This window comes from Sorangiineae bacterium MSr11954 (genome assembly GCA_037157815.1).
Lineage (GTDB): Bacteria > Myxococcota_A > Polyangia > Polyangiales > Polyangiaceae > Pendulispora > Pendulispora albinea.
In genome coordinates this window covers 9,018,717-9,042,907 of the sequence record CP089984.1, presented here as the reverse complement: position 1 = coordinate 9,042,907, position 24,191 = coordinate 9,018,717, and the positions used below count along the sequence as shown (strand labels likewise).

Genomic DNA, 24,191 nt, shown 5'->3' with positions numbered 1-24,191 from the left:
GTAAAATCGTTGGAACGGTGAGCAGTCGGCCGGTTCTTGTCGTCGATGACGATACTGTGAGTCGACACGTCTTGTGTCAGGCTCTCGGCCAGGCCGACTTGCGCCATGTGGCCGTCGGTTCGGGTGCCGAGGCGCTGCAGAAAATCCAGGAGATCGACCCCTGCATCGTGGTGCTCGACCTGGTCATGCCACCACCCGACGGCTACGAAATTTTGGGACACCTCCGGGCGCGTCCCGAAACTCGTGACCTCCCAGTTGTGGTTTTGACTGCGCTCGATGCCGACAATGAAATTGCGCGCGCCTTCGAAGCGGGGGCGGACGATTTCGTTCGCAAGCCCTTCAAGCCCGTCGAGCTCGTCGCCCGAATCCGCGGTCAACTGCGCCTTCGGGCGGTCATGGAGGAGTTGGCCCGAAAGGAAAAAGACGCTCAGGTCGTCCTCGAATTGACGCAGGCGCTCGCCTCGAATCTCGATTTCCGGGGCATCCTCTTTACCGTCGTTCAGCGCATCGCCGAGGTGGCGAAGGTCGATCGCGTCTCCATCGTTCTGGTGAGCGAGCAGGCCGATCTGGGCTACGTGGTGGCCGCCTCCGACGACGCCGAGCTGCGGGATCTGCCCATCGATTTATCCAAGTACCCCGAGATCCGCCAAGTGCTCGAAAACGGCGAGCCGCTGGTCATCACCGACGCCGAGACCCATCCGCTCTTGGAGATCGTGCGCCATGGTGCGCGCGCCAACGCGGGTGCCCGGGCCTTCGCCTCCATCGCGATCCTTCCCATTCTCTACGAGGGGAAGCCGATGGGGGTCCTGTTCGTCCGCTCCAAGAGCACCTTTGCCTTCGGCGGGCACGAGCTCGCCCTCTGCACCACCGTCTCGAACGCCATGGCCATCGCGCTGCGCAACGCGCGCGTGCTCCAATCGTTGCGCGACCAAACGCAAAAGGTCAATGTGGCCCGCTTCGAGGCCGAGCGGAGGCTGCGCTCCTTGCAGCGCTACGCGGATTTCTTCGAGAGCTCGGCCGACGGCATCGTGGTCATCGACAGCGAAGGGCGCTTGCTCTTCTCGAACCCCAAGGCGCGCGAGATCACGGGCTACCCTGAGAGCGATTTCCGCGGCCGCCGCCTGGGCGACTTGTTCGACGAGTCGGACATTTCCCTGGCCCGCGAGCTGCGCGATGGTTTTGCCCAGGGCCATTTCCCGCGCGGGGTCGACGTCCGCATCCGCAAGAAAGAGGGGCAGCGGGCCACGTTGAGCATCAACTTCAACTCGGTGCTCCGGGAAGAAGGCGTGGTGCTTTGCAGCTTCCGCGACGTGACGCACGAGCGCACGGTGGAGGCCGATCTGGTCAAGACCCGCGACTTTCTGCGCCGCATCATCGACACCTCGGGCGACGCGATCATCAGCGCCGACATGCAAGGCCGCGTGCTGGTCTTCAACAACGCGGCCGAGCGCATTTACGGCCGCCCCACGCGCGACGTCATCGGCTCCGACGTGCGCGAGCTCTATCCGCCCGGCGTGGCTCGAAACATCATGCGCATGATCCGCGAGGGCGGGGGCCGCATCGAGGGCGTGCGCACCGAGGTGCTCGACGCGCAAAAGAACCGGGTCCCGGTGGCCCTCTCGGCCGCGTTCCTGTACGAGCAGGACACCCTGGTCGGCTCGGTGGGCATCTTCACCGATTTGCGCGAAAAGGTGCGCATGGAGCAGCGCCTCGCGCAGGCGCAAGAGCAGCTCTTGGCGCAGGAGCGGCAGGCCATCGTGGCGGAGCTCGCGGGCGCCGCCGCGCACGAGCTCAATCAGCCGCTCACCAGCGTGATGGCCTATGCAGAGCTCATCAAACGTCGTTTGGACGCCGAATCTCCCGTGTTCGCCGCGGTGGACGTGATCTTCAACGAAGCCGAGCGCATGGCCGAAATCGTACGGAAAATCGGAAAAATCACGCGGTACGAGACCAAGGCCTACGTGGGGCAGGCCAAAATCCTGGACTTGGACAAAGCGAGCGAGAACGGCGAAGGCGACGGCCGCGATGACGGCGCTTCCGCATTCGACGTGGGCGCCATACCCGCGCACCGCATCGGAAAGGCGGGTGACTGATGGCGCAGAAGAAGCCAGGCGATCCCTTGTCCGCACCCCCGCACTCCGACGTGCAGCGCACCAGCGACGTGGTCTTCACCGACCGCGAGGCCGATCCCAGCTCGCGCACCCGCGCGCACGGCGAAGATCCGCGCGATCTGGAGTCGGCCTACGATCACCTGATCCGGCTCGGCTGTGAGCTCCCGGTGGGCGACGGCGACGATGCGGTGGTGCGGGCCATGGTGAACGGCCTCGCCGAAATTCTCCCCACGTGCGGCGTGGGCATTTGCTTCGTCACCAATCCGGTGGTCGTGCACCTCTTGGGAGCCACGGGCCACACGGCGCACGCGCGCCAGAAGATCGTGCTGCACCACCCGCCGGGCGACCATTCGCACGATCGCATGGATCCCACGCGCCTCTTTCCGGACTACGCGAGCGAGGTGGTGGTGGAGGTGCCGGGCGACGCGAACGGCGCCACGCTCCACGCGGCGTTCCAAGATCCGTTCTTCGCGGACCGCGATGACTTCGTGACCCCCATTTTGCGCCGCGCGGCCATGGTGCTCAAGCGCGGACGCGAGCACGCAGAAGCGCACGCGCTGGCGCACGCCGCGCGCCACTCGGTCACGGCGTTGAACGCGCAAGTGGTGCAGGCGGAGAAGCTCGCATCGCTCGGGCAAATCGCCGCGGGCATGGTGCACGAGCTGAATAACCCGCTCACGTCCATCGTGGCGTATACTGATTATCTCACCAAGCGCTGGCTCGCCAAACGCGAGCAGAGCGATCCCGACGAGGTCGAGCGTCTTCGCCGCATCGGCGAATCGGCGCACCGCCTTCTTCGCTTTACGCGCGACTTGGTGACTTATGCGCGCCCGGCGGGCGAAATTCCCATTCCGGTGGTGCTTCACGGGGTCATCGATCAAGCGCTGGTGTTCTGCGAACATTTGCTCAGCGAGTCGAACACCCGCGTAGAGCGTCGTTTTGGGGACGGTATCTTACCGGTGCGGGGGTTGCCCGAGCAGCTCACGCAAGTCTTCGTGAATCTAATCACGAACGCGTGCCACGCGATGCCGCGGGGTGGGGTGCTCACCATCACGACCGAGTTGGTCGACTCCGATGGCGCCGTTCGCGTGGTCGTCAACGACACCGGTCACGGGATTTTGCACGAAGACCAGTCGCGCATCTTCACTCCGTTCTTCACCACGAAAAAGGACGGGAAGGGTACCGGCTTGGGGCTCGCCATCGTGAAAAGCATCATCGAGGCGCACAACGGACACATTCGCGTAGAGAGCGAGCCCGATCGCGGCGCGACGTTCGCGTTGGTGTTGCCGGTGGCTTCTCGGGCGTAGGCGGTATTCGCTCTCGCTCTCGCTCGAATGCGCGAGGAAAGTCGCCGGGACGTTGTTCGGGGCTTCGCGTAAAGAAGCGAGAGAGAGAAGAAAACCGCCAGGGCGCTAGGGGCGCAATGCGGGCTTCGCGTGAAGAAGCGAGAGAGAGAGAAGAAAACCGCCAGGGGCGCTAGGGGCGCAATGCGGGCTTCGCGTGAAGAAGCGAGAGAGAGAGAGAAGAAAACCGCCAGGGCGCTAGGGGCGCAATGCGGGCTTCGCGTGAAGAAGTGAGAGAGAGAGAAGAAAACCGCCAGGGCGCTAGGGGCGCAATGCGGGCTTCGCGTGAAGAAGCGAGAGAGAAGAAACCGCTGGGCGCTGGGGCGCAATGCGGGTTCGCGTGAAGAAGCGAGAGAGAAGAAAACCGCCGGGGCGCTATGTGGGTTTCGCGTGAAGAAGCGAGAGAGAAGAAAACCGCCGGGGCGCTAGGGGCGCCAACCCGTGGCTCCGTGAAAAGCAGAAGGGCTGACGAGAGGGAATTGGAAGAATTCTCATCAAAGAAATCCCCATCGCCGTTTCACCTAGCGCCCCTGGCGCCCTGGCGGTTTCCTCTCGTTTCCTCCCCGAGCCTCACGGAATTGCCGCGGGTCGTTTAGAGGTGGATGCGGGTAAGGGTGTGCCGCGCTAGGGGCGCGAAGCTCGGGGGAGGCCCAGGAGTGGGGGTTGAGGGCTCGGGCTAGTGGTTGGTAGTGTACGCGGCGATGCCCGTGAGCGAGATCGAGCCGGGGACCATCGTCGCCGGGAAGTACCGTGTGGATCGCGTCATTGGCATGGGCGGAATGGGGTTCGTGGTGGCCGCCACGCACGTGCAGCTCGATCAGAATCTGGCGCTCAAGTTTCTTCGCAACGAATCGATGGGCAATCCGGAGGTGGTGGCGCGGTTTCTGCGGGAGGCGCGCGCCAGCGTCAAGTTGCGCGGTGAGCATGTGGCGCGCGTTTACGATGTGGGCGTCCACGATGGGCGGCCCTTTATGGTCATGGAGTACCTGGAGGGCGAGGACCTTTCGCAGGTGCTCAAGTTGCGCGGGCCGCTTCCGGTGGTGGAGACGGTCGACTACGTGCTTCAAGCGTGCGAGGCGCTGGCGGAGGCGCACGCGCTCGGGATTATCCATCGCGATCTCAAGCCGGCGAATTTGTTTCTTACGCGAACGCCGGCCGGCATGCCGCTGGTGAAGGTGCTCGACTTCGGCATTTCCAAGGCGAATCCGCTGGGGGACGCCGGGACGGCGGCGCCGTCGATCACGTCGAGCGCATCGATGCTCGGCTCCCCCGGGTATATGGCGCCGGAGCAAATGCGCTCCTCGCGCGATGTGGACGTTCGAAGCGACATTTGGTCGATGGGCGTCATTTTGTTTCGCCTGCTCTCGGGGCAGATTCCGTTTCAGGGGAGCACGCTCGGCGATCTCCTTCACAAGGTGATGAACGAGCCGACCCCCTCGCTGCGCATGTTCGCGCCGGGTATGCCCGCGGGGTTCGAGCGCGTCGTCGAAAAGTGCCTGATGAAGGACCGCGCCGATCGCTATGCGAGCTTGGCCGAGTTGGCCGATGCGCTCGCGCCCTTCGCGCACGAGACGTCGCGCTTTGCGGTGCACCGCATCGCCATGGTGCTGAGCGGCGCAGGCTCGCGGCCCACGATGCCCTCCGGAACGCCGGCCGTGCCCGCCGTTTCCGTGAACTCGGCCGCGACCAGCGGCACCGGTACGACCCGCGCTGCGTGGACCGGTTCGCCATCGGAGAAGCGACGCTTTACGCGTGTCTCGGCCGCCATTGCCGGTGGGGCGATGGTGGCGACCCTCGCGGCTGCAGGCTTGATCATCGGCGCGCTGGTGGTGCGAAGCCGCGCGACGCCACGGTTGGCGGATGTCGCCTCGACGCAGGTGACGTCCGATTCGTCCCCCGTTGCGCCAGCGCCATCGTCCCTTGCCGTCTCGGCGGCCGCGCCGGTTGCGACTCCCTCGTCGGCGCTCGCTGCAACGCCCTCCGCACCGCCGGCTGCGACGCCTTCTATGCCGGGGACGGTGGTCGCGTCGCCGCAGGTCATCCCCGCGCCGCAGGTCACGCCCGCCGCGCAGGTCACGCCCGCCGCGCCGATGACGGCACGAACGGGGAAGGGCGCGGAACTCGTCCCGGGTGGGGAATCGTCCTCCTCGGGGGCGCGGGCACGTACGAAACCGCGACCTTCTGCGCGCGCCGCGTCGTCCGTGGTTGCACCGGACATTCCTTCGACGCGAGATTAGCTCCCGTGACGAAGCGCTCCTTCGGGCCTGCCTTCCTGGTGCTCACCCTCTTTGCGGGCGCCGCCCCCGCCAGCATACTTGCGTGCAACGCGATCCTCGGCATCGAAGATGTCTCGCCCGCACCACGCGAGGCCGGCCCCGGCACCGATGCCCCCGCCGAATCGGGGGTCGACCCCACATGCCTCGCATCGCCCCAGCAAGATGCGACCGTGATCCGCGAAGCGTGCGGCATTTTCGCCGTCCCCACCGGCTCCGACGCCCACCCGGGCACCCGCGCCCAGCCGGTCAAGACCTTGCGCCGCGCCATCGAGCTCGCCGCCGCCGGAAAAACGGCGCGCGTGTACCTTTGCGCCACCACCTACCCCGAGCCCATGACGATCGGTCGCGAGGGCGCCTTTTCGGGCTTGAGCATCTACGGCGGCTTGGAGTGCGACCCATCGTGGCGCTACACGGGCGCGCGCACCATCGTGCAACCGGCAGCCCCACCCCCGCCCGCGGCGCCCCCGCTTCCGCTGCGCATCCACGATGCCCCCGGACGCGTGGTCCTCGACGGCCTCGCGTTCGTGGCGACGTCCGCCACCGAGCCGGGTCAATCGAGCGTCGCCGGCTATGTGAGCGCCTCATCGTCCGTCGCGATCCGCGGTAGCGAGTTCACGGCGGGCAACGGCCAACCGGGCGCCGATGCGAACGATCCGGTTCCGCCCACGCAGGACCAGAGCACCCCCGATGGAAACCAGGGAAGGAGCGATTCGAGCGGCGGCGGCAGCGCCAAGGCCTGCCGATGCCAGCCCACCGGCATCGTCACCACCGGAGGACGCGGCGGCGACAGCGACAAGGGCGGAGGAAACAACGGGCTGCCCGCGCTGAGCGCCGGCATGGGCGGAAAGCCCATCAGCTTTCCATCGCACGCCGAATCCCGCTGCACCCTCGATGGAGCGCAAGACGGCGGCGCTGGACAAGCCGGCGCCAACGGGGCCACCGGCCAGAGCGCGGGCGACGCAGGCTACGGCTCCATTCGCCCCGAGGGCTGGCTCCCCGCATCGGGCATCTCCGGCGAGCACGGTGGCACCGGCCAAGGCGGCGGCGGAGGACGCGGTGGCCTATGCGCCGGCGCCGGCTTCGGTGCGTTGGACGAGCACAATGAGGGCGGCGGCGGAGGAGGGTGCGGCGGCTGCGGAGGCACCGGCGGCAACGGAGGTGGCGGCGGAGGCTCGAGCATCGCGCTCTTGATCAAAGACGCTGCGGTGTCGATCGTCGAATCCACCCTCACCGCCAAAGATGGCGCCAAAGGCGGCCGAGGCACCGCGGGCACCGAGCCATCGCCTCCCGGCGCGGCCGGCGCTCCTGCCAGCGCGGGTTGCGCATGCTCGGGTGGCGCGGGCGGAAGGGGAGGACGCGGCGGCCATGGCGGCGGCGGCGCCGGAGGCTTGTCCGCCGGCGTCGTGTACAGCGGCCTGCCACCGCAAATCGACGATCTTACATCGAAAAGAATCGGTGTCGGTCGCGCGGGCAGCGGTGGTGCCGGCGCTTCCTCGTCGAGCGGCGCCGCCGCATCGGGCCTGAACGGCCTCGCTCAACCCATCGTGAGGCTTTGACCAACATGCGATCCCTCGCTTCCCGCGCCCCGCTTCCGCTCCTCCGGTTTGCGCTGCCGTCCACCCTCGTCACCTTGGTCATGCTGCTCTTGCCCGCCGCCGACGCGCGCGCCGAGCCGCCCTCCTCCGAGAACGCCGCGGCCGCCGAGGCCCTCTTTCAAGATGCGCGCAAGCTCGTCGCCGACAAACGCTACGCCGAAGCATGCCCCAAGTTCGCCGCCAGCCAGCGCATCGCGCCCGCCGTGGGCACCTTGCTCAACCTCGGCGATTGCTACGAGCGACTCGGCAAAACGGCGAGCGCCTGGGCCACGTACCTGGAGGCTGCGTCCAGCGCACAGCGGGCCGGCCGCGCCGATCGCGAACAAACGGCGCGCACCCGGGCGGCCGCGGTGGAGACGAAGCTCTCGCGTCTCACGTTGCAGCTGGAAAGCACCTTGCCCGGTCTGGTGGTGAAGCGCGATGGCACACCCGTGGACGAAGCGGCGCTCGGCATCGCGGTGCCGCTCGATCCCGGCACCCATCGGGTGGAGGTGAGCGCCCCCGGAAAGCGAACCTGGAGCTCGACCGTGGAGGTCCCGCCCACCAAGCACGTGAATGTCATCGTCCCCGAGCTCGTGGACGAGCCCGCGCCCGCGCCTGCCCGCCCCGCCAACATCTTGGAGACGGGCCTCGACGTCCCCAGGCCCGCGCCTCCGCCGCCCGCCGAATTTTGGTCAACGCAACGCGTTATAGGCTTTGGCCTCGCTGGGCTTGGCGTGGTGGGTCTCGGTACGGGTACTTTTTTCGGCCTCAAGGCGAATTCGTCGTGGTCCGATGCGAAGAGCCAGTGCGACGGCAATCTTCTCTGTAACGAGGATGGGGTATCGTCTGCGAACGACGCCAAGAGTGCCGGGACCATCTCGACCGCGGCGTTCGTCGTGGGTGCGGTCGCGCTGGTGACAGGGGCGGTCCTCTTCTTCACCGCACCATCGAAACGATCGCAAGCGCGCTCGCGGGGATTGCCTACTCACGAGTCGGCCGGCGCATGCCAGCGTGGAAGGGAGGCTGCCGCAAGCGGCGGACCTCTTTCCTGCTTTGGCCACGGGAGCTTCTGATGCGTTTCAAACCATGTTTACATGGGTACACGGCGTCTGTACCGTCTCGGGTGTGGGCGGCTCGCGGTGGCACTTTCACTTCCGGCGTCACCAAAGGCGAGCCTCGTACATCTCGGGCTAAAGCGTCCTGGAGGTCCATGTCCCGGAGTGGTTTCCTCTCGCGAAAGATCCTCGTCGTTGCTCTCGCCCCTTTGGTGGTCGTGGCCACCGGCATCATCTCCCAGACGGCGCTCGCGGGCTCGGTTCGCGGAAAAATCAGCGGGCAAGAGAAGCTCTTACCCGATGTCTACCTCGAGGCGAGCAAAAGCGATTCCCATCGGTTTACGTGGCGCGAGCCCTCGCCGGTGGTGCGCGCCGAGTTCCGCAACCTCACCGCCAATCCCTCGCGCGATCTCTGCATTGCCGCATTTTCTGCCGGCAACCAACCGGCTCACCCGCCCATTCTCGTGAAGGTCACCGGCGGCCACACCAACCCGACCACCTTGGTCGTCGCGCCCGGCACCCGCATCTCGTTCGAGAACCGCGATCCCTTTCCCCACCGCCTCTATGTGGTGGGCAGCGACGCGTGGAAGGCGGAAGACACAGGCGCAGGAGCCCGCCGCGAGTGGACGGCCGCCTCCCAGGGACGGGTCGAGTTCCGCGATCAGCTCTTTCCCAGCGTTCGCATGTTCATCCTCGTCGACCCCCAGGTCGTCGACGTAGCCTTCCCCGCGCGCGATGGCTCCTACGCGGTGAATCTCCCCGCAGGTGACTACGTGCTCAAGGCTTTCTTCAACGGGCGCCAAGTCGGCCGCGCGCTCAGCGTGGTCGCCAAGGACAAGGGCAACCTCGATCTGAAGGAGCCTCTCAACGTGGGCGAGGGGGCGAATTGAAATGATGCTCCTGTCGCGGTTTTGGTACGTGTTTTTGAGCCTCTTGGTGGCGATTTCGCTCTATGTCACCTACGTCGCCGTCGGCCAGTACAACCGGCGCAACCAGGTGGCCATGACCGAAGGCCTGGCGTCCGATAGCCAAGTGGTCCGCTGGGCCATGCAGATCGACGCGCGCCGCAGGCTCGACGCACTGCTCCCCGCGGCCGTCGACAAAGAGGTGCAGGAGAGCCTGGTCGCCGCCACCACCAAGGACAAGATCCTCCCCAAGTGGCGCGACGACTCGCGCAGGGGCCTCGACGCGTTCAACCAGAAGCTCCCCCCGGATCTGCGCTACGACGCGCTCTTTGCCGTCGATCGCGATGGCCGCGTGCTCGCCCAGGTCGGCTTCGATCAAGCCAACGCCTTCGACGATTTCGAGCTCGGTGGCTACCCCGCCGTCTACGACGCGCTCCACGGCTACCTCCGCGACGACACATGGGTGCTCGGCGGCCGTCTCTATCGCGTGTCGGCCCGCTCGGTCGAGTACGACGTGACGCAGCCCCCGGCCGGCGCCGTCGTGGCCCTTCGCCTGGTCGACGCGCGCTACGCGCAGGATATCTCCAACCTGACCCGCACCAATGTCGCGTTTTACGCGGCCGGCGTTCGGGTGGCCTCCGCGGCCCCCACGGGCGCCGAGGGCTTCGACAGCAAGCTGCTCGATCAATTGAGCAGCGAGCTCCCGCAGGTGGAGGCGGACAAGACCTACCGCGAGACGGGCCGCTCGGGCATTCGCCTGCTCGATCACGACGATCTCGGCGCCATCTTTGCGCGCTTCGAGGGCGATGCCTGGGAGCAGCGCGCGGGATTCGTGGTCGCGCGCACCCGCGTCTCCATCGCGGGCCCCACCGGCTTCCTCAGCGGCGCCGACGACAAAGACCGCGCTAACGCACCGCGTCTGGTGTTGGCGTTGGTGGCGCTTGCCTTTGCCCTCGTCGGCTTTGGCTTCTCCTTCGTGGAGCACACCTTGCCGCTCAATGAAATGAAGCGGCAGGCCGAGCGCCTTCGCCAAGGTGGCCTCGATCTTTTGCAGCTATCGCGCTTTCGCGGGCTCTATCGGCCCATCGCGACCGATATCAACGCGGGCATCGAGCGCGTGGCCGAAAAGGGAGGCGCGCCGCGCAAGCTGGCCGACGTGGAAAAGATCATTGGCCCCCTGCCCGCGCAGCCGGCCATGAGCGCATTTGCGTTCCCCGGGCCCGATGGTCAGTCGCCTTCGTCGCAGCCTCCGCCCCCGCCGCCCTTCGTTCCGCCGGGCAATCGCCAAGGGGGGATGCCTTCGTCGCGGCCGGTGCTGGCGGCCAATGCTTCGCAGTCGGGGGGCTTTGCGCAAGCCGAAGTCCCCTCGCGCCCTGGATTTGCAGGCCGTCCCGGCGGACCTCCGGCGGTGCAAGCCATGCACGGCGGGCCTCCTTCGGGCGCGATGCCGGGGCAACAAGCCGGGGCCTACGCCGCATCGGCGCGCGCCATTCCGGCGCCGCAGCCCTCGGCGCACAACCTGGCGTCGCCCCAATCCGGTAAGATTTCCGCCGCGCAGTCGGGGCCTCACTCGGTGCCGCAATCCGGGCCGCACGGCGTCAACGCGCCCATGGCGGGCGGGCCTCCGAGGCCGCCGCCCCCCGCGCGCATTTCGCGCCCGAACGCAGGCGCACCCGGCGCGCCGCCGCCGGTTCCACCCCCGCGCCCCGTAGCTCCCGGGCGTCCGCCGCCTCCTCCCTTGCAGCGTCCCGCGACCGCTCCAACGTCGGTTGCCCCTCTTTCTCCCGAGGCGCGCGCGCTTCTTCAGGAGGCAAAAGAGGACGGGCGGGATCCCGAGAGGGCCGACGACGAGCCGGCGACGGTGGTGGGAAGCGCGCCGCGCGAGCTCTTGGCGAAGGCGGCGGGCGAGGAGGCCGAGTGGAGGATCGTTTACGAGGACTTCATTCGCACCAAGCAGCAATGTGGTGAGTCGACAGAGGGGCTCACTTTTGCCAAGTTCCAGCATACATTGAGGAAGAACCGCGACGCTCTCATTCAGCGACACGGTTGCAAACGCGTGCGATTCTCGGTTTACGTCAAAGAAGGTCGGGCCTCTCTGAAGGCAACGCCCGTCAAGGATTGACACTTAGCCATGCAAAAAAAGCTTTCCATCGGTCTACTGACCGCGCTCGCGGCGTTGGCTCCGTCCGTTGCACATGCAACGAACATTACGGAATTCCCGGACAATGGCTCGGAGCAGATGGCGCGCGGTGGTGCGTGGGCTGCGCGCGCGAGCGATCCACTGGCTGCGTACTTCAATCCCGCCGGCCTCGCGGGGCAGCGGACCGGCTTGACCCTGCAGGCCAACATCTCGACCATCCACACCTGTTTCACCCGGATCCGCGCCGCCAATGACGAGTCGCGCGATCCGATTCTGGGCGACAACCCGGTGGCCGGACAGAGCTACCCGCGCGTGTGCAACGACATCAAGCCCTTCCTCAATCCCCAGATCGGCGCCACGTACCGCGTGAACGATCGCATCGGCATCGGTCTGGCCGTCCTGCCGCCGAGCGGCATCGGCTCGGGGACCTGGCCCACCTTCATCAGCAACGCCAGCGGCGACGCGGCCTACGCGTCGCCGTCGCGGTACATGCTCATTCAGGGCGACGCCTTCCAGCTCAATCCGACCCTCGGTATCGGCGTCGAGGTGATCGACAACCTGCGCTTGGGCGCGTCCTTCACGTGGGGCATCTTCAAGGCCAAGTTGAACAACGGCGTCTCCGGACAGAACATCGGCAACGCCTCGCCCGACGGCAACGACCTGGCGGCGACCGTCATCATGTCCGACTACTTCGTCCCGGCCGTCACCCTCGGCGCCATCTACACGGTGGGCGACTTCCTCGACATCGCCGGGACCTTCAAGTGGCAAGACACGGTGAAGGCCTCCGGAAACTTGTACACGCAAGCAAACTACTTCACCAAGAAGGTGCGCGACGGAGACCGCACGGGCGTCGCCGACGGCGACACGTCGTACTCCGATTGCAATTACGGACCGAGCGCGCAAGGGCGCTGTTCGCCCGACTCGGTGAAGTTCAAGCTCGCCATGCCCATGGAGGCGAAGCTGGCCTTCCGCTACCACAAGCCGCGCGCCGGCGCGGCGGACGCGCACATGCGCGATCCCATCAAGACCGACGTGTTCGATGCCGAGGTCGACTTCACCTGGGCGAACAACAGCGCGATCGACAACATGGAGATCCGTTTCCCGGGCGACGCCAACGGCAACGGCGTCATTCCGATCAACGGCACACCGGGTTTTGCGCCACCCAACTCCGACATCCCGCGTCACTACAAGGACGTGTTCGGCATCCGCGCCGGTGGTGATTACAACCTCGTGCCCGACAAGCTCGCGTTGCGTGGCGGTGTCTTCTTCGAAACGAACGGTCAGGACGTGAAGTATCAGAACATCGACTTCGTCGGTGCTGCTCGCTTCGGTGTTGCAACGGGCGCGACATATCGGCTGCGGCTGGGCGCCGAGAGGAAGAATGCGCTCGAGTTCCACTTGGGCTTCATGCACGTATTTTATCAAAAGCAGCAGAACGACGATCCCAACGGCGAGGGCGTCCACGCCATTGCCGGCACCGCTTGCAACCCGGCGGAGACGCCTTCGGGAGGTGTCTGTTCGACGGGGCGCCAGAAATACAGAACGAACTGGCCGGTCAATCTTGGATCCATCACGAATGCACTCAACGTGATTAACGTCGGTGCTACGTATCGATTCTAGGTTCGATCCAGGTCCAGGCACCGCCCGAAGACGGGCGGGCCTCTTCGAGGTGCCATGAGCAACAGCAACCTTTCGCGCAAAGTCATCGTCATCGGTTCCGGGCCCGCCGGCCACACCGCCGGCATCTACGCGGCGCGCGCCAACCTGCGGCCGCTGCTCTTCGAGGGGCTGGTGAAGGGTGGCATTCCGGGGGGCCAGCTGATGATCACGAACGACGTGGAGAACTACCCGGGCTTCCCCGCGAAGATCACGGGCCCCAATTTGATGCAGGCCTTTCGGGACCAGTCGGTCCATCAAGGCGTCGAGATCGTCTCCGAGGACGTGAACAAGGTCGACTTCTCGCAGCGTCCGTTTCGCATCTGGGCGGGCGACGACGATCAGGAATACACCGCGGACACGGTCATCATCGCCACCGGCGCGCAAGCCAAGTGGCTCGGCCTCCCCAGCGAAAAGGCGCTGAACGGCAAAGGCGTCTCCGCGTGCGCCGTCTGCGACGGCGCCTTCTTCCGCGGTCAAGACGTGGTGGTGGTCGGCGGCGGCGACACCGCGATGGAAGAATCGATGTACCTGTCGGGCATCTGCAAGAGCGTCACCCTGGTTCACCGCCGCAACGAGTTCCGTGCGAGCAAGACCATGCAGGACCGGGTGCTGAAGAACCCGAAGATCCACGTCGTCTACGAGTCCGCGGTCGACGAAATCCTCGACGTCTCCAAGGGCGAGGTCACGGGCGCACGCATCCGCAACCTGCGCACCAACGAGACGCACGTCCTGCCCATCACGGGCTTCTTCGTGGCCATCGGCCACACCCCGAACACCGAGCTCTTCGCCGGCCAACTGGAGCTCCACGACAACGGCTACATCAAGACAAAACCCGGCACCACGCAGACGAGCATCCCCGGCGTCTTCGCCAGCGGCGACGTTCAAGACTTCGTCTACCGCCAAGCCGTCACCGCCGCCGGCACCGGCTGCATGGCGGCCCTCGAGGCGGAGCGCTGGCTCGCGATGAACGGCACGCACTGAGCGCGCGCCGCACGGCGAAGCTGTTCACCGAGTTGCTCACGCCCTACGGTCGGCTAGGATCCGAGCATGACCGAGCGAGACGCCAAACTGCAAGCGGTGGCTCTGCGTCTCGCGGCGGATCGCGCGGAGCGCGGTGAACAGCTCAGCCAAGAGTTGACGGCGGCCCTTGCGGGCGAGCTCGAACGTCATCCCGAGGACGTCGAGCAGCTCGCGGCATTCGAAGCGTTGGAGCAGGGCACCCCCGCCTGGCATATCGAAGAGCTCGACCGGCGCGATCGCGAGGATAGTGGCGGCGATCCTTGGCCCGTCGTCAAAGCTCGGATCTTGGTCCGAGCTCGGCGCACTGCGTGAGACGCCTGGTCGTTCGGCCCGAGGCCGCGAACGACATCGCAACCGTGTTCGAGCACTACCACCGTATCACCCGGAGCTCGGCTTCCGCTTCATCGAAGCGGTGAGCCGCTCGATCGAAGCGGTCCATGCGCAGCCGAATGAGTGGCCTCGGGCTACCAAGACGAAGCGCAAGTACATGTTGCACGTCGAAGACCGTTCGTTTGCCGCGTACGTCGACCCCGCCGACGACGGTGCTATCACCAATCCGGCGTTGGTCGTCGAGGTCCTTTGCGACATCACCGAGGCGCGCGATCGCGGCGAGAAGTTCGCCCACGACCGCCGCATCCCATCACTGCGCGAGTACATCATGGTCTCGCAACACGAGCCGCGCATCGAAGTGTACCGCCGCACCGAGCACGGGCGCTGGGAGCTCGAGGAGGCATGCGCCGGCGAGTCGATCGAGCTCGCATCCGTGAACTGCCGCCTCGCCGTAGACGACATCTACCGCGACCCGCTCGCCTCCGCCGTCGCCTCGACTTAGCCCGTTCCGCCGCGAACGCCCTGCGCCGAACGCCCTGCCGTAGTCCGCTCCGCCGCGAACGCCCCGCGCCGAACGCCCTGCCGTAGCCGGCACCGCCGCGAACGCCCTCGCGCACCGCCACGAACGCCGCCGCGTCGACCTGGCCGCCGCTCACGGCGTGCACGCCGAGTCGTCCGTCAGCTCCTCGGCGCCGATGGTGAGCGGCGCGGTGCGTGCTTTGCCGAAGGCGTCGGCCGCCAAGGTGTCGCGCAAATCGAAGCCGCCGCGGGCGATGGCGCAGGGCGCCTTTGGGAGGAGCGTCCAGCCTGCTTTGACGAGCTCCGGATAGCCGCTCTCGACGTCCGTCCACGCGGAGAAGATGGCGCTGAGGGCCGCGCCGCTCTGCACGCTGCCGGAGACGCGCGCCGCGGGCGCGCCCGCGGTGTTGGTCGCGAATTGCTCGAGCGCGGCGATGGTGGTGAACGAACCCCGCGTATCGCAGGCCACGTTGGTGGTCGTCACGCTGAAGGCGAGGGTGTCGCCGAAGTTGGCGAACGCGTTGTTGCGGAAGGTGGTGAGGGCGCCGCCGGCAGGGCAGGCGAAGAGGAGCAAACCCACGTCCCGCGGCGACCGCGAGCCGATGAGTAGATCGTTTTCGACCGTTACGCTCGACGACTGCCGCGTGATCCCCAGCGCCTGACTCTGCCCGCCCGCCGCCGAGGGCGACGTGAACAGCGTATTGCCGCGGACCGCGACCGCGGTCGACTGCGACACCTCCACGGCGAACACGGTGTTCAAGGTGCCCGCCTTTCCGCCGCCGTGCACCATGTTGTTCTCGAGGACCGCGTCGCCCGACTCCGCCACCAGAACACCCCACGCCGTGGCGCTCGCCGGGGTGGCGTCGCCCCCGTAGATGCGGTTCTGCACGATGCGCGCGCCTTGCGTGCGCGTCACCGAAACGCCGCGCACGGGGCACGCGCCCGCGCACGTCGACGAACCGCCCTCGATCACGTTCTTCGACAGCTCGATGGCCGCCGCGTCGTTCACGATCACGCCGATGCTGCCCGTGCCCGAAGCGCCCAGAGCGCGCCCCGTACCCCCGCGAATCACGTTGTTGCGGACGGCTCGATCCCCCGTCAGCGGAGCCTTCCCCGCGAAGAGCAACCCCGTGGACGCGACCCCCAACGTGGTCGTCCCCGAGCCGCCGTCGATGCGGTTGCCGTGGATGCGCGGCTGCCCGGCGTCGCTTGCCATGGCGATTCCCACGCTGCCGAAGCTCCCTTGCCCCGTCCCCGAGCCCCCCGCGATCGCGCTCTCCGTGATCTCCGGCGAAGCCCCCGACTGCACGTAGATGCCGTAGCTTCCGATCAAGTCCCCGGTGCTGACCGCGCTCCCGCCCGCGATCACGTTGTTCGCAAGGACGGGCGCCGCGCCGCTCGAGAGCAGCACCGCGCCGCCGCCCTGCGCGAACTGCCCGCCGCGGATGGTCAGCCCGTCGACCCGCACCTGGGGCCCCACCGAGGCCCCGCGGATGCCGAGGGTCGCGCCGCCCGCCTCCACGTGCTCGAGGATCGTCTGGTTCACGCCATCGAAGCCCCCGGCCATGCCGTAGCCCTCGGTGCGCGTCCAGGTGGTGCAGTCGTAGCCTCCGCGAAGGGAGACGGGATGATCGATTGCCAGCCCGTTCTCCCGGAAGGTACCGGCGCAAACGTGGATCTCGTGGTTCTTCATCCCCAGCGCGCGCGCCAGCCCGAGGGTCGCGCCGATGGTCTTTCGCGGCGCCGTTTGCGCGCAGCCGTAGTTGTGATCGTCTCCCGCGTTGGACACGTACAACACGCCGGCCGGGCACCCCGGCTCGCAGGATCCGGCCTTGCAGTAATGGTTGGCCTCGCATGAGTGGCCGCAGGCACCGCAATTTCGCAGGTCACTCGTAAGGTCGGCGCCGCAGGCGTTGCTGATGCCCGGCTGCCCCGGGGGCGGATCGGTGCCCTTTCCGTCGCTGCCCCCGCATCCGCTCCCCCATGCCAAGGCAACGAAACCCGCGAGCACCGCGGCAATTCCAAAGCGAGCGAGCCCGTGCGTTCTCATCGAACACTCCTTTCGCTTCCCGCTTCGATGAGCCCCGCACGCGACCTGTCGCGCCTGTTGCGCGTATCTCGCCCCGCGCGGCCCCACGCGACATCATGCCGACGCGGGCGGTGTGCGCACCGCAGGCGTTCGTCCGCAAATAATGGACCCGCCTCGCTCGGGACGATACCCTCGCCTGGCGTATCCGCATGAGTGGACCGAGTTCAGCGGAAACAAGACCCGACGAGGTGGCGCCCAGCGCCGTTGGGCCGACGTCCGAGCGAGAGGATCAGCTGGCGCGCGTCTCCTTCTTCGATGGGCTGACCCGCCACGCCCTCTCGCTCATCGCCCAGGTCACGGCCGAAGAGATCCACGCCCTCGGCACGCGCATTTTTCAGTACGGCGATCCCGGGGACAAGCTCTTCATCATCCTCGAGGGCAAGGTGCGCATCTCGCGCGAGGTCTCCGGCATGGGCGAAGAGGCCCTCGCCGTCCTCGGCGCCGGCGAAGTGTTCGGCGAGATGGCCCTGCTCGACGAGTCGCCCCGCTCGGCCGACGCGCGCGCGCACGAGCGCTGCCGCCTCTTGGTCATCACCAAAGACGCCTTCGACGACCTCCTTTTCTTGCACAAAGATCTCGCCTACGAAGTGCTTTGGAGCTGCGTGCGCATGCTCTCCGCGCGCTTGCGCGAGACCAACGAAAAACTCACGTTCCTCTCGACCAGCGGTCGTTTTTGAGGCACGCAATCGCTTTTTGGAGAGCTCGATGAAGACGACTTCTTTCCTCGCCGGTAGCATGGCATTGGCCGTTTGGATCGCCGCGTGCGGCGGCGCGCAGCCCACCCCCGAGCAGCCGCCGGGCACCTCCGGCCCTGGGCCCAACCCGGACGTGAATGCACCTTCGCCATCGGGCTCGTCGAGCACCGCGCCCGCGACCAGCGCGCCGCCTGCGGGATCGACGGCCCCCGCAGGATCGGCCACGCCCACCGTGGTGGCGCCCATGAAGCCGATCGCCACCAGCGCGATGGCCATCGAGCTTCAGAACATCGGCCTCGACTTGAAGAACCTCCCGCCGCTCGAGAAGCTCGAACCGGCCAAGGTTCGCAAAGTGATGCGCACCTTCAACAAGGCGCTCGGCGCAAAGTGCTCGGACTGTCACAACGAGGCCGACTACTCGGCCATGACGCCGAAGAAGAAGATCGCCCTGCACATGTGGAACGACTACGTGCGCGGCCTCGCCCTCGAGGATGGAACCGCCCTCTACTGCGACTCCTGCCACCAAGGCCGCATGGAGTTCTTGGACCGCCGCGACAAGAAAGCCCTGGCTGCTTGGATGGAGCAAAACTACGAGGACAAGATGCGCCGGCGGGACGGAAAAGAGCACAAATGCGCGACTTGCCACGGCGATCCGTTCGATGGCGCCATCCTGGCGCGCTGGGCGAAGTAGCGGATCGTGTGCAATTCTTGACGGCGTGACGGGCGTTCAGTATCTTGCCATCCCAAATGCAAGGTCTGACCCAGCGGCAGCAGATGGTCCTTGACTTCATCCGCCAGTCGATAGCCGACCGCGGCTATCCGCCAACGCTGCGCGAAATCGGCGCAAGGATGGGGATTCGTTCGACGAACGGCGTCAACGATCACCTCCGCGCGCTCGAGCGAAAAGGGTATCTCACCCGAGAGGACATGAAGTCCCGCGCGCTCAGGCCGACCCCCGCGGGCTCGCTCCCAGCCGGCGCCGGCGATCGCATGGACGTCGCGGGCTCCTTCCGATTCGACGCCGCGGGCAACGCCGCGATGGTCCCAGGCGTCTCCGGACTTTCCGTCGCCGCCCCCGAGATCGACCTGCAGACCGAGCTCCCGGGCATCGGCATCCATCAGGGCGATATCGGCGCCAGCTTCGCCGACGCGAACGTGATGGCCTCGGCGACGAACATGGCCGGCCTCACCGGTGTTCATCCGAAGGGCATCCCCGCCAACGACGACGACCTCGTCGAGGTGCAGGTGCTCGGCCGGGTCGCGGCGGGCCTCCCCATCTTCGCCGAAGAGCACGTGATCGACACCGTCCGCATCGACCGCGGCCTCCTCCGCGGAGGGCGCGAGGTGTTCGGCCTGCGCGTGACGGGCGACTCGATGATCGAGGCGGGCATCCTGAGCGGCGACTACATCTTCGTGCGCAAGCAGCTCACGGCCAGCCGCGGGGACATCGTGGTCGCGCTCATCGGCGACGAGGCCACCGTCAAGTACTACTTCCCCGAGAAAGACTACGTGCGCTTTCAGCCGGCCAACAAAGAGATGGCGCCCATCTTGGTGCGCGCCGTCGACTTCCGCCCCACCATGCTCCTCGGCGTCGTCGTGGGCGTCTACCGCCGCCTTTAGAGTTAGTACGGGCCTTCGAGCCTCACTCGTTGTATGCCCAGAGCGTGCGTGCAAGACGTGGCGCGGTACGTAACGGGCTTCTAGCCATCGGGTTCGCGGCGAGCATCTCCGTCGTCTCCTCGCCGGCGAGGGCGCAAAACAAAGTCGAGCAGCAAGCGCGCACCTTGCAGAAGAAGGCCATCGAAGAGGACTACCTCTCGACCGAATTTTCCAAGGCCGAGGATCGACTCAACAAAGCGATCAACCTCTGCGGCCCTGCGAGCGGAGAAAGCAAGTGCTCGGCCCAGCTCCGCGCGCAGCTTCGCCGCGATCTCGGCGTGGTCCAAATCGGCGGCCAGATCGACCGCGAGAAGGGGATCGCCAACTTCGCCGAGGCGCTCCGCATCGATCCCAATGTCGCCCTCGATCCGGACACGCGCACGAGCGATCTCGAGCAAGCCTTCGACACGGCCAAGCGCAAAGCCGGCATCGCCGTCAGCGCGCCGCCCGGCGCCTCGCCCGCTTCGGGGCCTTCGGGCGCGGGCCCTCAGCCTCTGCCCCGCGAGCTGGTGCCGCCGCCGCCGCCGCAAGCAAAGCCAGGCGCCGGGTCCGATTCGAGCGACTGCCCGCCGGGCGCTCCGTGCGATACGAAGGCCGGCTCGCAGCCCGCATTTCCGCGCGTCTGGATCGGCGCGGGGCTCGGCTTCGAATTTCTGCAGCTCCCCGCCGGCGACGATGTTTGCAAATTGAACGGGGAGGGCTCGAACAAGTACGCGCCCAAGAACGACAAAGGCTACTACTGCACCACGCCCGACGGCTCGGACTACCCCACGCGAAGCGATCCCGCGCTCAGGGACAACCAGAAGCTCGTCGAAGGAAAAGCCGGCAAGGTGGAGAGCGGCCTCCTGCCCGCGAACCTGCGCGTGTGGCTCTCGTTCGACTACGCGCTGAGCGCCAACTTTCTCCTCGGCGCGCGGCTGGGCCTCGTCTTGCGCACGTACCCCGGCAGCGAGCCGAAGAAAGACGGACACGTGACGCTCGCGCCGTTTCACCTCGAAGCGCGGCTCACGTACCTGATTGGGAAGAACGCGATCACGCAGACGGTCGCGCCGTACGTCTTCGTTGCCAGCGGGGCATCGCAGTTCGACGCCAAGGTCGAGGTGCCGGTGCGCGAGAACGACGCGCCGGCCCCGCGAACGGTTCATGCGTGGGAGATCGCCGGCCCTTGGTTCGTCGCGCTGGGCGCGGGCGCGCGCATCACGTTCGGCGAGCGCAAGAACCTGGCGCTGCTGCTCGGGGCGCGAGGCAATCTCACCATGCCGGTAGCGAAGAGTCAGGTCGTCCCATCGTTCGGTCCCGAGGCCAATTTTCAAGTTGGGTTTTGAGTGCAGCTTGCCGCGGCGCGAAATGAATCCTACAGGAACGGGTGTCCCTTCCTCATATCGTGATCGTGGGTGGTGGGTTTGGCGGTCTCACGGCCGCGCAATCCCTCGCGCGTGCTCCGGTTCGGGTCACGCTCGTCGATCGGCGTAATCATCATTTGTTCCAGCCGCTGCTCTACCAAGTAGCCATGGCTGGCCTGTCCCCCGCGGACATCGCGTCGCCGATACGCTCCATTTTAGCACATCAAAAGAACGTCACCGTTCTGCTCGATCAAATCACGGACGTCGATCTCGCAGCCAAAGCGTTGACGACCGAAAGTGGTAGTCGCATCGATTACGACTTTCTCATCGTGGCCACGGGCGCCAAAACGGATTACTTCGGTCATTCGGATTGGGAGAAGTTCGCGCCCGGCCTCAAAACGCTCACCGACGCCACCGAGATCCGCCGCCGTGTGCTGCTCGCCTTCGAGCTGGCCGAGCGCGAGTCCGACGAGGCGCGCCGCCGCTGGCTGCTCACCTTCGTCGTCATCGGCGCGGGCCCCACCGGGGTCGAGCTCGCGGGCGCGGTGCGCGAGCTCTCGCAATACGTGCTCGCGCGCGACTTCCGCCACATCGATCCCACCGAGGCGCGCGTGATCCTCGTCGAGGGAGGCCCGCGCGTGCTCCCTTCGTTCCCGGAAGATCTCGCGCCGCCGGCCAAGCGCCAGCTCGAGGAGCTCGGGGTCGAGATCCGCACGGGCACGCGGGTCACGGGCATCGACGAGCAAGGCGTGCAGTTCGAGGGCACCCGGCTCGAGGCCGCGAACGTCTTGTGGGCGGCCGGCGTTCGCGCCGCGCGCCTGGCGGGCAAGCTCGGCGTGCCCATCGATCGCGCGGGGAGGGTCATCGTGCAGAGCGACTGCTCGCTCCCGGGGCACCCCGAAGTGTTCGCCATCGGCGACATGGCGGCCTTCACCGACGAGAACGGAAACTTGCTGCCGGGCCTGAGCCCCGTGGCCATGCAGCAGGCGCGCTTCGTCGCCAAGTTGATCACGAGCATCGTGCGCTCGCCCAAGGCCCCCACCGGCGAAGCGGCGGAGGTCGCGCGCGAAGCATTCCGCTACTTCGACAAGGGCACCATGGCGACCATCGGTCGCTCGCGCGCCGTCGCCGCATCGGGCCGCCTGCGCATGAGCGGCTTCATGGCGTGGCTGGCATGGCTCTTCGTTCACCTGTGGTTCCTCATCGGCCATCGAAACCGCGTGGCCGTATTTCTGACCTGGACGTGGTCGTATCTCACGTACGAGAGGGGAGCGCGGCTCATCACCGGTAGGATTGACGCCATTCACGCGGGCCCCACCCCCGCCGTTCATTCGGTGCCTTCCGGCTCCTTGGCAGCTTCGGCTAAGCTCCCCGCCAAGCCGGAGGAGAGGCGACACGATGAGCGAAGTCCAATTCGAGCACACGGAAACGTTCCAGGGGGGTGAGGCGTCGGGGCACCTCCAGCTGGGAAAGCTGGAGGCGCTCTATCAAGAGCTGTACGTGGCCGTAATCGCGGACGGCATCATCACCCAAGACGAACGCGCCCAGCTCGACCAGATGGCCGACACCTTCGGCCTCGACCGCGCCCGTCTCCACCAGCTCGAAGACGCGCTGGAGGCCGCCTACCAAGCCGCGCACCACCCCGGCGAGCACGTGGCGGTCGACATCGATCTGTCCGAGCTCACCTCGGGCGCGCCGTCGACCTCCACCCCCAAGGCCGCGCTCTCCGACGTCGGCTACGAGCTTCACCGTCACCTCGAGGCGAACCCCCGTGACGAGTCCAGCCTGCACGCGCTCTTCCGTTTCTACGAAGGCGCAGGCGATCGCGACCGAGCGTGGTGCATCGCCCACGTCCTCGCGCACCTCGGCGCCACCGATCCCGCCGAACGCGCCTGCTTCGACGCGCACGAGAGCACGATCCTCATCCGCCCCACGCAGTCGCTCGACGCGCGCGCGTGGCAGCAGCTCGTCTCTCACCCCGACGAAGACCCTCACGTAGGCGCCATCTTCGGCGTGGTCGCCCCCGCCGTTCTCCTAGGCCGTCTCTCGGCGCTCCGCCGCGACAAGCAGCTCCCCAGCTTCGACCCCAAGGCGAAGCAAGATCCGAAGCTCTCGACGATCCAAGCCGTCCGCTGCTTCTCGTGGGCCGCCGCCATCTTGGGCACCGCCTCCCCGGACCTCTATGTCGAGCCCGATCAGCCGCACGCCGTCGAGCTCATCCCCGCCATCCCACCGGCCTTGCGCCTCGGCGCCCCGGCGCTCTCGGGCCGAACCACGGAGGAGCTCGCGTTCCTCGCGGGTCGTCACCTCGCCTATTTCCGGGAGGAGCACATCGTGCTGCGGCTGGTGCCCTCGATCGCGAACCTCGAGCAAATCTTCCTTGCGGCGCTCCACATCGGCAACCCCGAGCTCCCGCCGCCCACGAACCCGCTCGTCGTCCACATCGCGCACGCCATCGAGCCGCTCCTCGACCCCGCCGCATTGGACCGTCTGCGCACCCACGTCCGCCGCTTCATCGAGGCGGGGGGGCGCGCCAACCTCCAACACTGGGAAGCCGCCGTCCACAAGACCGCTGCCCGCGCCGCCTTCCTCCTCTCGAACGATCTCCGCGCCGCCCGCGCCATGCTGGAGCTCGAAGACCAAGCCGCCCCCATGGACGACCTCCTGCTCTTCGCCACGAGCGACCGCTACGCGGAGCTGCGCCGAAACGCCGGAATCACGATTTTGAACGCCAAAGGTCGAACCGCGTAGGGGAGGTGAAGCCTGTGATTCAACCGTAAGGGCGCAAGGGTCGCTAACGAGAGAAGAATTCGAGTTCCTCGAAAACCCTAGCGCTCCTTGCGTCCTTGCGGTGGATCTCTTCTTCCCCACAAAACGCCACCGGCCCTCCCACCGAAGCGAGAGAGCCGGAAAACGTTACGACGTCACCCCTCAGTGATGATCGCCACCCTTTGGCGTAGCCTCGTGCTCGCCCTTGCCCCCACCATGCTCGGCCCGCCCCGCGCCGCCGCCGACTTGCGGCCCGTGCTCGTCTTTGTGCTGCGAAGGGGCCGGCGCCTCCGGCATACCACCCGGTGCGGGCTTTCCATCGACGGGCAGAACCTCCGTACCTTGCTCGAGGTCGACCTGACCGCGGTGCTCGGTGTCGTTCATCGTGTACGCGAAGAACACGCCGATGAAGAGGAGCGAGCAGACGAAGATGAGCGCGTTGAACTTGTTGTCGTAGCGCAGGTGCATGAAGAACATGACCACCAGCGACGCCTTGATCGACGCGATCAGGATCGCGACCGCGAGGTTCAACGGCCCCAGGTGAATGTAGGACAAGCCTACGGTCAGCACCGTCAGCGCCACCAAGGTGGCGAAGATGCCCACGTAAAAGCGTGCGCTCGAAATGTGTGCGTGTACCGCGCCATCGTCCCCGCCGTGATGGCCGTGATCGTGTTCCACGCTGTGGCTCGTGTCGCTCATCG

Annotated in this window: 18 protein-coding genes and 2 pseudogenes; 18 read left to right on the top strand and 2 right to left on the bottom strand. The window is 66.8% G+C overall.

Translation table 11 applies throughout. The annotated features are described in order from the left end of the window. Nucleotides 1-17 precede the first annotated feature (17 nt). The 11 genes from LZC94_35285 (at nucleotide 18) to LZC94_35235 (ending at nucleotide 14,918) form a co-directional block, all read left to right on the top strand. The gene (locus LZC94_35285; GenBank protein WXB13097.1) at nucleotides 18-2,093 is read left to right on the top strand and encodes a PAS domain S-box protein; all 2,076 of its coding nucleotides are present in this window, start codon (nucleotides 18-20) and stop codon (nucleotides 2,091-2,093) included. Next, entirely contained in the window at nucleotides 2,093-3,418 is a 1,326-nt protein-coding gene (locus tag LZC94_35280) for an ATP-binding protein (protein ID WXB13096.1), read from the top strand. Before LZC94_35285 ends, LZC94_35280 begins: the two co-directional genes overlap by 1 nt. A 743-nt stretch (nucleotides 3,419-4,161) precedes the next feature. Further along, a complete protein-coding gene (locus tag LZC94_35275; protein WXB13095.1) occupies nucleotides 4,162-5,691 on the top strand; it encodes a protein kinase in 1,530 nt (509 codons plus the stop codon). A 5-nt stretch (nucleotides 5,692-5,696) separates the two neighbouring features. Beyond that, the gene (locus tag LZC94_35270; GenBank protein WXB20380.1) at nucleotides 5,697-7,286 is read left to right on the top strand and encodes a hypothetical protein; all 1,590 of its coding nucleotides are present in this window, start codon (nucleotides 5,697-5,699) and stop codon (nucleotides 7,284-7,286) included. A gap of 5 nt (nucleotides 7,287-7,291) precedes the next feature. After that, nucleotides 7,292-8,380 carry a hypothetical protein gene (locus LZC94_35265; protein ID WXB13094.1) on the top strand — a complete coding sequence of 363 codons (1,089 nt, stop codon included), beginning with the start codon at nucleotides 7,292-7,294 and terminating at the stop codon, nucleotides 8,378-8,380. Between the two features lie 137 nt (nucleotides 8,381-8,517). Further along, on the top strand, nucleotides 8,518-9,252 hold the full coding sequence (locus tag LZC94_35260; GenBank protein ID WXB13093.1) for a hypothetical protein: 735 nt from the start codon (nucleotides 8,518-8,520) through the stop codon (nucleotides 9,250-9,252). Between the two features lies 1 nt (nucleotide 9,253). Next, entirely contained in the window at nucleotides 9,254-11,389 is a 2,136-nt protein-coding gene (locus tag LZC94_35255; protein WXB13092.1) for a hypothetical protein, read from the top strand. A 9-nt stretch (nucleotides 11,390-11,398) separates the two neighbouring features. Then, nucleotides 11,399-13,027, top strand: a complete 1,629-nt coding sequence (locus LZC94_35250) for an outer membrane protein transport protein (protein ID WXB13091.1) — start codon at nucleotides 11,399-11,401, stop codon at nucleotides 13,025-13,027. 54 nt (nucleotides 13,028-13,081) lie between these two features. Continuing rightward, nucleotides 13,082-14,047 (top strand): thioredoxin-disulfide reductase, encoded by a 966-nt coding sequence (gene trxB / locus LZC94_35245; protein ID WXB13090.1) that lies wholly within the window; start codon nucleotides 13,082-13,084, stop codon nucleotides 14,045-14,047. Between the two features lie 66 nt (nucleotides 14,048-14,113). Continuing rightward, on the top strand, nucleotides 14,114-14,398 hold the full coding sequence (locus tag LZC94_35240; protein ID WXB13089.1) for a hypothetical protein: 285 nt from the start codon (nucleotides 14,114-14,116) through the stop codon (nucleotides 14,396-14,398). A gap of 100 nt (nucleotides 14,399-14,498) precedes the next feature. Then, nucleotides 14,499-14,918 carry a Uma2 family endonuclease gene (locus tag LZC94_35235; GenBank protein ID WXB13088.1) on the top strand — a complete coding sequence of 140 codons (420 nt, stop codon included), beginning with the start codon at nucleotides 14,499-14,501 and terminating at the stop codon, nucleotides 14,916-14,918. Nucleotides 14,919-15,068: 150 nt separating this feature from the next. Here LZC94_35235 and LZC94_35230 read toward each other — a convergent pair whose 3' ends face one another. Next, on the bottom strand, nucleotides 15,069-16,985 hold the full coding sequence (locus tag LZC94_35230; GenBank protein WXB13087.1) for a right-handed parallel beta-helix repeat-containing protein: 1,917 nt from the start codon (nucleotides 16,983-16,985) through the stop codon (nucleotides 15,069-15,071). Nucleotides 16,986-17,212: 227 nt separating this feature from the next. Here LZC94_35230 and LZC94_35225 point away from each other — a divergent pair, with 227 nt between their 5' ends. The 7 genes and pseudogenes from LZC94_35225 to LZC94_35195 all read left to right on the top strand — a co-directional run bounded on the left by LZC94_35225 (nucleotide 17,213) and on the right by LZC94_35195 (nucleotide 23,472). Beyond that, nucleotides 17,213-17,701 (top strand): cyclic nucleotide-binding domain-containing protein, encoded by a 489-nt coding sequence (locus LZC94_35225; protein WXB13086.1) that lies wholly within the window; start codon nucleotides 17,213-17,215, stop codon nucleotides 17,699-17,701. Nucleotides 17,702-17,729: 28 nt separating this feature from the next. Beyond that, nucleotides 17,730-18,410 (top strand): hypothetical protein, encoded by a 681-nt coding sequence (locus LZC94_35220; GenBank protein ID WXB13085.1) that lies wholly within the window; start codon nucleotides 17,730-17,732, stop codon nucleotides 18,408-18,410. 56 nt (nucleotides 18,411-18,466) lie between these two features. Further along, nucleotides 18,467-18,670: pseudogene (locus LZC94_35215) on the top strand (winged helix DNA-binding protein). A 261-nt stretch (nucleotides 18,671-18,931) separates the two neighbouring features. Further along, a pseudogene (gene lexA / locus LZC94_35210) lies at nucleotides 18,932-19,339 on the top strand (transcriptional repressor LexA). A gap of 44 nt (nucleotides 19,340-19,383) precedes the next feature. After that, nucleotides 19,384-20,703 carry a hypothetical protein gene (locus LZC94_35205; GenBank protein WXB13084.1) on the top strand — a complete coding sequence of 440 codons (1,320 nt, stop codon included), beginning with the start codon at nucleotides 19,384-19,386 and terminating at the stop codon, nucleotides 20,701-20,703. Nucleotides 20,704-20,744: 41 nt separating this feature from the next. Further along, complete coding sequence (locus tag LZC94_35200) at nucleotides 20,745-22,166, top strand: NAD(P)/FAD-dependent oxidoreductase (GenBank protein WXB13083.1); 1,422 nt, start codon at nucleotides 20,745-20,747, stop codon at nucleotides 22,164-22,166. Further along, nucleotides 22,120-23,472 (top strand): hypothetical protein, encoded by a 1,353-nt coding sequence (locus LZC94_35195; protein WXB13082.1) that lies wholly within the window; start codon nucleotides 22,120-22,122, stop codon nucleotides 23,470-23,472. Before LZC94_35200 ends, LZC94_35195 begins: the two co-directional genes overlap by 47 nt. A gap of 180 nt (nucleotides 23,473-23,652) precedes the next feature. On the opposite strand, the gene LZC94_35190 is transcribed toward LZC94_35195, so the two are convergent. Beyond that, entirely contained in the window at nucleotides 23,653-24,189 is a 537-nt protein-coding gene (locus LZC94_35190; GenBank protein WXB13081.1) for a cytochrome C oxidase subunit IV family protein, read from the bottom strand. Nucleotides 24,190-24,191 lie beyond the last annotated feature (2 nt).